This window comes from Acidimicrobiales bacterium (assembly GCA_036399815.1).
Classification (GTDB): Bacteria; Actinomycetota; Acidimicrobiia; order Acidimicrobiales; family DASWMK01; genus DASWMK01.
Window position 1 is genome coordinate 1 of the sequence record DASWMK010000208.1, and the last position, 9421, is coordinate 9421.

Below are 9421 nucleotides of genomic sequence, written 5' to 3' on the forward strand. Positions count from 1 at the left end.
CACCCCGACCCTCGGCGCGAGCGGCGGCTCGGGCGGGGCCTCGGGGTCGGCGACGGCGACGGCCACGCCGCCCCCCGTCGCGGGCGCCACCGGCGCCGGCGGGGTCGACACCGCGACCTCGGCGACCTCGGCGTCGGGCACGCCGCTCGGCGGCCGGCGGCGGCCTCTGAGCTCGTCCCACCACCGCTCGACGGCGAGGCCGCCGCCGTGGAGCGCGCCCCACAGCACGAACGTCCACGCCGCGCCGTGCCACAGCCCGCCGAGCAGCATCGTGAGGAACAGGTTGCGATACGTCTGGGCCCTCGTGCCGTGGCCCCCGCCGAGCGGGATGTACAGGTAGTCGCGCAGCCAGCGGGACAGGGTCATGTGCCAGCGGCGCCAGAAGTCCTGGAGCGACGTCGCCGTGTACGGCGCGTCGAAGTTCTGCGGGAAACGGAACCCGAGCAGCAGGGCGACGCCGATGGCGATGTCCGTGTAGCCGCTGAAGTCGGCGTAGATCTGGATGGCGTAGGCGTAGACGCCGATCAGCGCCTCGACCCCGCCGTGCTGGAACGGGAAGGCGAACAGCGGGTCGACGGCCCGGTCGGCCAGGTAGCTGGCGACGACGACCTTCTTCAGCAGGCCGGCGGCGATCAGCCAGAAGGCGAGGGTGGCGTCGACCCGGCGGGGGTTGCGGCGCTGGCGCAGCTGGGGCAGGAACTCGCGGGCCCGCACGATCGGGCCGGCGACGAGGTGCGGGAAGAACGAGAGGTAGACGGCGAAGGCCAGCAGGGTGTCCGGGTGGAGCTTCCGCCGGTACACGTCGATCACGTAGCTGAGCGCCTGGTACGTGAAGAACGAGATGCCGACGGGGAGGACGAGGTCCCCGAGCGGCGGCTCGGCCTCGATGCCGACCAGGTGGAGCAGGCCGACGGCGTTCTCCGCGAAGAACCCGGCGTACTTGAACCACCCGAGCACGCCGAGGTTGGCGACCACGGCCAGGGTCAGCCAGTACCGGCGGGACCGCTCCCCGGGGGCCCGGTCGATGCGCTGGGCGAAGGCCTGGTTGGCGAAGGTCGACGCGGCCAGCAGGCCGACGAAGCGCCAGTCCCAGCTGCCGTAGAAGAACCAGCTCGCCGCGACCATGAAGACCCGCCACCGCAGCCGGTTGGGCATGAGCAGCCAGCTCAGCGGCAGCACCGCAGCCAGGAAGAGCGCGAAGCGGATGGTGGGGAAGAGCATGTCGCAGTGGGGCGGGACCGCCGGGCGACGCGCGAGGGACCTCGTACGCCGCGCCGCCGGCCCCTACGCCGACCTTCTTACCCGACGCGCCGGGGCGCGCAGGACCGGGTTGGGTGACGAACGGGTGACGATGCCGCCACGCCCGCGGCGGTCGCCGAGTCTAGGCCTCCATCACCACCGGGACGATCATGGGCCGCCGCCTGGTCCGCTCGTTGACGAACCGGCCGACGGCCCGCCGGACCTGGCGCTGGAGGGCCTCGATGTCCGTCTGGCCGGACGCGAACGCCTCCGCGACCGCGTCCCTGACCCGCTGGCAGGCCTCGCCGATCAGGCCCTCGGCCTCCGGGGCGTACACCCAGCCGCGGGTGATGACCTCCGGCCCGGTGATGAGCGCGCCGGTGGTGACGTCCACGCCGACGACCACGACGACCACGCCCTCCTCGGCCAGCACCCGCCGGTCCCGCAGCACGCCGCTGCCGACGTCGCCGACGATGCCGTCGACGTACAGGTAGCCGGCGGGCACGGCGCCGGCCTTGTGGAGGCCGTCGTCGTCGAGCAGGACCTGGTCGCCGTCCTCGCACACGACGGCGTGGTCCTCGGGCACCCCGATCGAGCGGGCGAGGACGGCGTGCTGGGTGAGGTGGCGGTACTCGCCGTGCACGGGCACGAACCACTCCGGCCGGGCGATCGAGAGGAGCATCTTCAGCTCCTCCTGCATGGCGTGGCCGGTGGCGTGCACGTGGCTGACGTCGGAGTGGACGACCACGGCGCCGATGCGGACGAGGCCGTCGATCACCCGGCTGACGTCGGCCTCGTTGCCGGGGATCGGGTGCGAGCTCAGGATGACCGTGTCCTGCGGGCCGATCTTCAGCCAGCGGTTCTCGCCCGCGGCCATGAGCGACAGCGCCGACATCGGCTCGCCCTGGGACCCCGTCGAGATCACGCACACCTTGCCGGGGTCCATCCCGTCGACCTGCTCGATGTCCCGCAGGGCCGAGTCCGGGATGCGCAGCAGCCCCATCTCCCTGGCGAGGGCCACGTTCTTGCGCATCGACATGCCGAGCGTGGCCACCACCCGGCCGAAGGCGATGGCCGCGTCCGCGATCTGCTGGATGCGGTGGATGTGGCTGGCGAAGCAGGCGGTGATGATCCGCCGGCCCTCGTGGGCGTGGAACAGGTCGTACAGCACCTCGCCCACCGACCGCTCGGACTTCGAGAACCCGGCCTCGTCGGCGTTGGTCGAGTCCGACAGGAGCAGGCGGATGCCATCGCCGCTCGCCAGCGCGCCGATGCGGGCCAGGTCGGTGAGGCGGCCGTCGACCGGGGTGAGGTCGAGCTTGAAGTCGCCCGAGTGGAGGATGACGCCCTGGGGCGTGTGGAACGCGGTGGCGAACCCGTGGGGCACGGAGTGGGTGACCGGGATGAACTCGCAGTCGAACGGCCCGATGCGGCGGCGCTCGCCGTCGGCCACCGGGATCAGCTCGGTGCGGCCGAGCAGGCCGGCCTCCTCGATGCGGTGGCGGGCCAGGCCGAGGGTCAGCGCCGACCCGTAGACGGGGAACGACAGCTCGCGCAGCAGGAACGACAGCGCGCCGACGTGGTCCTCGTGGCCGTGGGTGGCGATGCAGCCGACGATGCGGTCCGCGTTCTCCCGCAGGTAGGTGAAGTCCGGGAGGACGAGGTCGATGCCGAGCATGTCGGCCTTCGGGAACATCAGCCCGCAGTCGAGGAGCAGGAGGCGGCCCTCGAGCTCCAGGCAGGCGCAGTTCCGACCGATCTCCCCCAGCCCGCCGAGGAACGTCAGCTTGACGGGCGGCGCCACTACGTCAGGCCGGCCAGGACCGCCCTGGCCCGGTCCTCCAGGCCGTCGGGCGTCGGCCCGACGGGCGGCCGGCAGTGGCCGACCCGGTGCCCGAGCACGCGCAGCATCGCCTTGGTGGGGATCGGGTTGGGCGCCTCGTCGCTCGTCTCGAAGGCGTACGACGCCAGCAGGCGGGCGTTGACCTCCCTGGCCCGGGCCACGTCGCCCTTGGCGAAGGCGGCGATCATCTCCGCGTGGTGCCCGGCCGACCAGTGGGTGGCCACGCCGATGACGCCGACGGCGCCGACGGCGAGGAGGGCGAGGGTCTGGTCGTCGTTCCCGCTGTAGACCTCGAAGCCGGGGGCGGCGGCGACCAGCCGGGCGGTGGCGGCCACGTCGACGGCCGCGTCCTTCACGCCGACCACGCCCGGCACCTCGGACGCGAGGCGGACGAGCACGTCGTGGGCGACCTTGCGGCCCGTGCGCACCGGGATGTCGTAGACGAGCACGGGCAGGTCGGTGGCGGCGGCGACGGCCCGGAAGTGGGCCTCGAGCCCGGCCTGCGACGGGCGGTTGTAGTACGGGGTGACGACGAGTGCGCCGTCCACTCCGACCTCGGCCGCCCGCTCGGTGAGGTGGATCGTGTGGCGGGTGTCGTAGGTGCCGGTGCCGGCCACGACGGGCACGGTGACCGCCTCGCGCACGGCCCGCCAGAGGTCGACCTTCTCGTCGTCGGTGAGGGTCGCGCCCTCGCCGGTCGTGCCCGCCACGACCAGGCCGTCGTTGCCCTGGTCGACCAGCCACCGGGCGAGGGAGGCGGCGGCGTCGAGGTCGAGCGCGCCGTCGTCGTCGAATGGGGTGACCATGGCCGTGAGCACGGCGCCGAAGCGGGGCGATGCCATCGGCGCCGACCCTACCCGCTGGGGATCGGCGGACCGGTGCCACCGCTCACCGGCGGCCCCTACGGCTCGTCGGCCCGCAGCTTGTCGATCGACGCCATGATCCGGCGGTTCCGCACGGCCGCGCTCGGTGCCTCGTCGATCCAGGCGAGGTACTCGGCCCGGTGCTTGGGCGGGAGGTCGTCCCAGCCGGCCTGGGCGCGCGGGAAGCCGGCGAGGACGTCGGCGACGTCCTCGGGGAGCTCGTCGCGGTCGGGCGCGGGATCGACGTCGACCTCGACGGCCACGGGGTCGCCGGCCCGGATCGTCCGGTCGACGAGCAGGTACCACGGCCCGCCGTCGCGGACGCGGCGGACCCACCCCCGGTACGGGAGGCCGTTGACGCGGCCCTCGACGGGCAGCCGCACGCCGTCGCCGAGGGTCGCGGCGACGCCGTCGGGCACCCAGACGAGGGTCGCCGACCGGCCGCGGTGATGCGCCTCCGCGGTGAAGGCGATGGCCGCCATCCCCGCACGTTAGGCGAGGAGCGGCGACCGGCCCGCTGGAAGGGCCGGCCGCCCGCCGGTCAGGCGCGGGCGGCGGCCCGCTCCTCGTCGGTGATCGTGAACGCCTCGTACTCCTCGCCGGTGTCCTGCCAGTGCTCGAACTGGATGACGCCGAGCTCGCCGAAGCGCTGGCGCAGCCAGCCGTCGCCGGCGTCGAGGAGGCCGAGCTTCTTGCAGTTCGGCACGATCTTCGAGAACAGCATCGTCTGGAACAGCTGGCGCTGGGGCGAGTTCATGACCAGCTGCACGGTCTGCTTCACCGGCAGGCCCATGCGGTCCCACACCTCCTGCTGGAGGAAGCGGTCGCGCATGCGGACGGCGGCCTCGAAGGCGAACTCCTGGCGCTCCCGCAGCTCGGGCTCGGACAGCTGCCCGTAGTACTCCTTCAGGCTGAGCACGCCGAAGGCGACGTGGCGGGCCTCGTCGGCCATGACGTAGCGCAGCATCTGCTTGAGCAGCGGCTCGGTGGTGAGCTGGTGGATGAACCCGAAGGCGGCGAGGGCGAGGCCCTCGACCATGATCTGCATGCCGAGGTAGGTCATGTCCCAGCGGCTGTCGTTGACGATGTCGTCGAGCAGCAGGCGCAGGTGGGCGTTGATCGGGTAGTGGCCGGACAGCTTCTCGTCGAGGTACTTGGCGAACACCTCGACGTGGCGGGCCTCGTCCATCACCTGGGTGGACGCGTAGTACTTGGCGTCGATCCACGGGACGGTCTCGACGATCTTGGCCGTGCACAGCAGGGCGCCCTGCTCGCCGTGGAGGAACTGGCTGAGCGTCCAGTTCTGGGACTGGACGCCGAGCTCGATCCACTCCTTGTCGGTCCACTTGGCGAACGGGGTGGCCGACAGGTCCACGCCCTCGTCGAAGCCGCCGTTGGCGGCCGCGTTGGCGAGCGCGACCTTCTCCTGGTCGACCTCGATCTCCCACGGCAGGTCGGTCTCGCCGTTCCACTGCCCCCGCTTGGCCTTCTCGTACAGCTTCCCGAGCGCCGGCCTGGACCGCTCGTAGTCCCAGGTGAACAGGGCGTCGGCGTTGTCCTTGACGGCGTGCTCGACGGCGTCGACGTCGGTGTTGGTGACGGCGAGGATGGCCTCGAGGTCGTTGACGTCGGTGCGGCCGATGAGGTCCTCGGTCCGGGTCGCCATGGGATCAGCTCCTGTCGTCGGTCAGGTCGAGCGCGGGCACCGGCCGGAGGCCGGGGAGGACGAAGTCGCGGACGAGCCGCCTGGCGTCGTCCTCGTCGGTCAGGTCGATGCCCGGGGCCGGGCTGAGCAGGTACGAGCAGGCCAGCCGGCACAGCCACTCGGCGGCCTCGCCGGCCCGGTCGCCGAGCCAGGGGCGCAGCCACGGGGCGGCGAACTCGGCAGCCCTGGCGAACACGCGGTCCATGCGGCCGAAGGCGACGGCGGGCAGCACCACCTCCGGCTCGTTGGCCAGCAGGTACTGGAGCGGCTCGTGCCCGGCGAGGAGGCGGGCCGCCTCGGACAGGCCGCCGGCGAGCAGGTCCTCGAGGTCGGTGGCGGCGTCGAGCCGGCGGGCGACGGTGGCGAAGAACCGGTCGAGCTCGGCTCGCACGTACGCGGCGACCAGGGCGTCCTTGCCGCCCGGCACGGCCCGGTACACGGTCGCCCGGCTGCACCCGGCCTCCCTGGCCACGTCGTCCAGGGTCGTCTTGGCCACGCCCCACCGGGCCACGCAGCGGCCCGCGGCGGCGAGCACCCTCCGCTCGGCCGCGTCCCCGGCCGGCACGTCGGTCACGGCCGTGGGCGCCATCGCCTGAAACAGTAAGACGCGATGTGTCTCATGGTCAATGGCGTCTCAGTGTGACGCCCGTCGCACGGCGGCCCCGAACAGCCGGCCGGCGAGGGCGTCGAGGTCGGCGGCCCCCGAGGTGTCGACGCCGGCGTCGCCGAGCTGGTCGAAGCCGTGCAGCAGCGCGGTCGCCAGGGCGGAGCGGGGGTCGGGCGGCGGGTCGCCGGCGGCGTCGAGGTAGGCGGCGAGGAGGGCCGGGTCGCCGCCGAGGACGTCGAGCAGCGGGCCGAGCTCGTAGCGCGGGTCGCCGACGGTGGCGTCGCTCCAGTCGAGGACGGCGACGGGGCGGCCGCCGTCGTCCACGAGCACGTGGTCGGCCCGCAGGTCGCCGTGGAGCAGCGCGGCCGGGCGGGACCGGTCCACCAGGTCATCCGGGGCCGGCAGCCAGGCCGCCAGCTCCTCCAGCAGGTGGGGCGCCAGGGTCCCGTAGCCGCGATGGCGCCCGACGGCCGCCGCCCGGGCGCCGGCCAGCCAGGCGAGGTACCCGTCCCAGCCCGGGCGGAGCACCTCCAGGCCGTCCGGGACGGGCACGGCGTGGACCTCGGCCATCGTCGCCCCGAGCCAGTGGGCAACGGCCGGGGTCGGGGGCACCTCCCGCAGGCTGCGGCCGCGGACGGCGGTGAGCACGAGGTAGCGCCACCCGCCGCCGAGGTCGCCGGCGGCGACGAGCCGCGGGACGGGCAGCGCCGGGCGGGCGGCCAGCGCCTCGTAGGCGTCCCGCTCCCGGCCGAGGCACTCGGTCCCCGACCACCACGGCCCGCCCACCTTCACGGCCCAGCGCCCGCCGACGACGGCGACCGGGAACGTCCCCGGCGCCCCCATGCGCACGGCGCCGTCGCCCGGGTCGAGCCGGTGGCGCCGGCACACGTCGAGGGCGAGCGGCCCCCACACGGCCGGGTCGGCCAGCGAGGCGGCGTAGGCGCCCGGCCCGGCGAGCGCCGGGACCCTCACCCCTCGGCCAGCACGCCGGCCAGGAACTGGGTGCGGACCAGGCGGCGCACCTGCCCGGCGTCGGTGAGGTCCCACCCGCCCGGGCTCGAGATGAACGACACGACCATCCTCGCCACGTAGTCGCCGGCCGTCTCGGGCGTCATCCCCGGGGCGAGGCGCTCCTCCTTCAGCAGCGGGACGAGCTCGCTGCGCACGACGGCGAGCACGAGCGGGGTGGTCTCGTGGAGCTGGGGCAGGAGGCGCTCGGGCTCGGTCTGGAGGACCTTCTGGAGCACCTGGTGCTCCTCGACGGCCCGGTGGGCGAACACCAGCGCCCGCTCCAGGCGGGTGGCGAAGTCCGGCGCGTCGGCGACGTGGCCGGCCAGCGCGCCGAAGAAGCGGGCGACCTCCCAGGTGATCGTCTCGTTCACCAGCTGGTCCCGCCCGCCCGCGAAGTGGCGGTACACGGTCGCCCGGGACACGCCGGCCTGGCGGGCCACGTCCTCCACCGTCGTCTTGGCCAGGCCGTAGCGTCCGACGCAGGCCAGGGTGGCGGCGAGGATCCGCTCCCGCGGCGTCACCCCGCCACTGTACGGCGGCGCGCGAGGATGGCCCGGTGGCGAAGGTCCTGCTGACGACGGACGGTTCCGACATCGCGCTCGAGGCCGCCCGCCGGGCGGTCGGCCTGCTCGGGGCGGGGAACGAGTACGAGGTGCTCTCGGTCACCCCGCCCCCGGTGGCCGTCGGCGCCCCGGGGGCGACGATCGACGCGATGACGGCGGCCGTCCCCAACCCGGAGACCGCCGTGCGCCTCGAGGAGGAGGAGCGCAGGGAGGCGGAGTCGGCCGTCGAGGCGGCGACGACCGCGCTCGGCATCGACGCCCGCGGCCGGGTGGCGGCCGGCGACCCCGCCGTCGAGATCTGCCGGTTGGCCCAGGAGGAGGGCTTCGACCTCGTCGTCGTCGGCTCCCACGGCCGGGGCTGGCTCCAGCGCGTGGTCCTCGGCTCGGTCAGCCACCACGTCGTGCAGCACGCGAAGGTCCCGGTGCTCCTCGTGCGCCACCTCGACGACGACGGGTAACCGGCGGCGGCGCCCCGCCCGCGCCGGCACAATGGACGGGCGAAGGGGAACGACGTGGCGGTCGACGACTGGGGTGGGTACCGCCTCGTCGAGCGGGTCGGCAGCGGCACGTTCGGCGAGGTCTGGCGTGCGTCCCACCGGTCGCGCCCGCACCTGCGCCGCGTCGCGCTGAAGCGGGCGCTCGCCACCGGCGGGGCGAGGACCGCCGACCTCCTGGACGAGGCGCGGGCCATCGCCGCGCTGCGCCACGAGCACGTCGTCGCCCTCCGCGACGTCGGCGAGCACGACGGCCGCGTGTACGTCGCCATGGAGATGATGGACGGCGGCACCCTGCGCGCCCTCGCCAGCCAGCGCGGGCTGTTGGCCGACCAGGCCTGCGCGCTGCTCCTCGCCGTCGGCGAGGCCGTCGACCACGGCCACCGCCACGGGATCCTCCACGGCGACGTGAAGCCGGCCAACGTCCTCATGACCCTGGCCGGCGGCCCGAAGCTCGGCGACTTCGGCGTGGCCGGCACGCTCGGCGCGCCCGGCCCCGGCCGGGCGGCGACGGGAACGCCCGAGTACATGGCCCCCGAGCGGGCGCGGGACGGGCGGTCCACGCCGGCCACCGACGTCTTCTCGCTCGGCGTGATGCTCTACGAGCTGCTCTCGGGCCGGCGGCCGGCGGGCGACCCCGCCCTGCCGCTGCTGGCGCTGGCCCCCGCCGTCCCGACCGGCGTGGCCGAGGTGTGCGACCTCAGCATCGCCCGCGACCCGGAGCGGCGGCCGCAGACGGCCCGCGCCTTCGTCCTCGCGCTGGCCGAGGCGGCGACGGCGGCGTGGGGGCCGGGCTGGGTGGACGCCGCCGGGCACCCGGTGCACCTCCCCCAGCCGGTGCGCCGCGTGGTGACCCGCTACCGGCGGCCGGCGCCGGCCCACTGGCGGCCCCACCGGCCGACGGCCGAGGACGACGCGCCGACCGTCCTCCCGGCGCCGGGCGCTCCGGCCCGGGGCGGCGGGGGCGGCGACGGCGAGGGCCCCGCCTGGCGGTCGGGGACGGTGCTCGCCGCCGACGCCGGGTCGGCCACGCCGGCCACGGTCGCCCGCCTGCTCGGGGCGGCGGCGGGGGCCGACGCCGCCGGCGTGGGCGACG

Annotated in this window: 10 protein-coding genes; 2 read left to right on the plus strand and 8 right to left on the minus strand. The window is 74.8% G+C overall.

Going from position 1 to position 9421, the window contains the following annotated elements:
* The 8 genes from VGB14_15660 to VGB14_15695 form a co-directional block, all read right to left on the minus strand.
* Positions 1-1221, minus strand: a 1221-nt coding sequence (locus VGB14_15660) for an MBOAT family protein (protein ID HEX9994366.1), incomplete at its 3' end; no start/stop codon positions are given.
* Between the two features lie 160 nt (positions 1222-1381).
* The gene (locus VGB14_15665; GenBank protein ID HEX9994367.1) at positions 1382-3043 is read right to left on the minus strand and encodes a ribonuclease J; all 1662 of its coding nucleotides are present in this window, start codon (positions 3041-3043) and stop codon (positions 1382-1384) included.
* Positions 3043-3924, minus strand: a complete 882-nt coding sequence (gene dapA, locus VGB14_15670) for a 4-hydroxy-tetrahydrodipicolinate synthase (GenBank protein ID HEX9994368.1) — start codon at positions 3922-3924, stop codon at positions 3043-3045. The genes VGB14_15665 and dapA overlap by 1 nt, the downstream gene beginning before the upstream one ends.
* Before the next feature lie 59 nt (positions 3925-3983).
* Positions 3984-4427: a YdeI/OmpD-associated family protein gene (locus VGB14_15675; GenBank protein ID HEX9994369.1), complete on the minus strand. Its 444-nt coding sequence runs from the start codon at positions 4425-4427 to the stop codon at positions 3984-3986.
* A 59-nt stretch (positions 4428-4486) separates the two neighbouring features.
* Positions 4487-5611: a ferritin-like domain-containing protein gene (locus VGB14_15680; GenBank protein ID HEX9994370.1), complete on the minus strand. Its 1125-nt coding sequence runs from the start codon at positions 5609-5611 to the stop codon at positions 4487-4489.
* Between the two features lie 4 nt (positions 5612-5615).
* Positions 5616-6239, minus strand: a complete 624-nt coding sequence (locus VGB14_15685) for a TetR/AcrR family transcriptional regulator (GenBank protein ID HEX9994371.1) — start codon at positions 6237-6239, stop codon at positions 5616-5618.
* 45 nt (positions 6240-6284) lie between these two features.
* Entirely contained in the window at positions 6285-7229 is a 945-nt protein-coding gene (locus tag VGB14_15690) for an aminoglycoside phosphotransferase family protein (GenBank protein HEX9994372.1), read from the minus strand.
* Positions 7226-7789: a TetR/AcrR family transcriptional regulator gene (locus tag VGB14_15695; protein HEX9994373.1), complete on the minus strand. Its 564-nt coding sequence runs from the start codon at positions 7787-7789 to the stop codon at positions 7226-7228. Before VGB14_15695 ends, VGB14_15690 begins: the two co-directional genes overlap by 4 nt.
* A 35-nt stretch (positions 7790-7824) precedes the next feature.
* Between VGB14_15695 and VGB14_15700 the strand changes: the two genes are divergently transcribed.
* Positions 7825-8289: a universal stress protein gene (locus VGB14_15700; protein ID HEX9994374.1), complete on the plus strand. Its 465-nt coding sequence runs from the start codon at positions 7825-7827 to the stop codon at positions 8287-8289.
* A gap of 54 nt (positions 8290-8343) precedes the next feature.
* Positions 8344-9421 (plus strand): serine/threonine-protein kinase (locus VGB14_15705; protein ID HEX9994375.1); only part of this gene is annotated, 1078 nt, incomplete at its 3' end.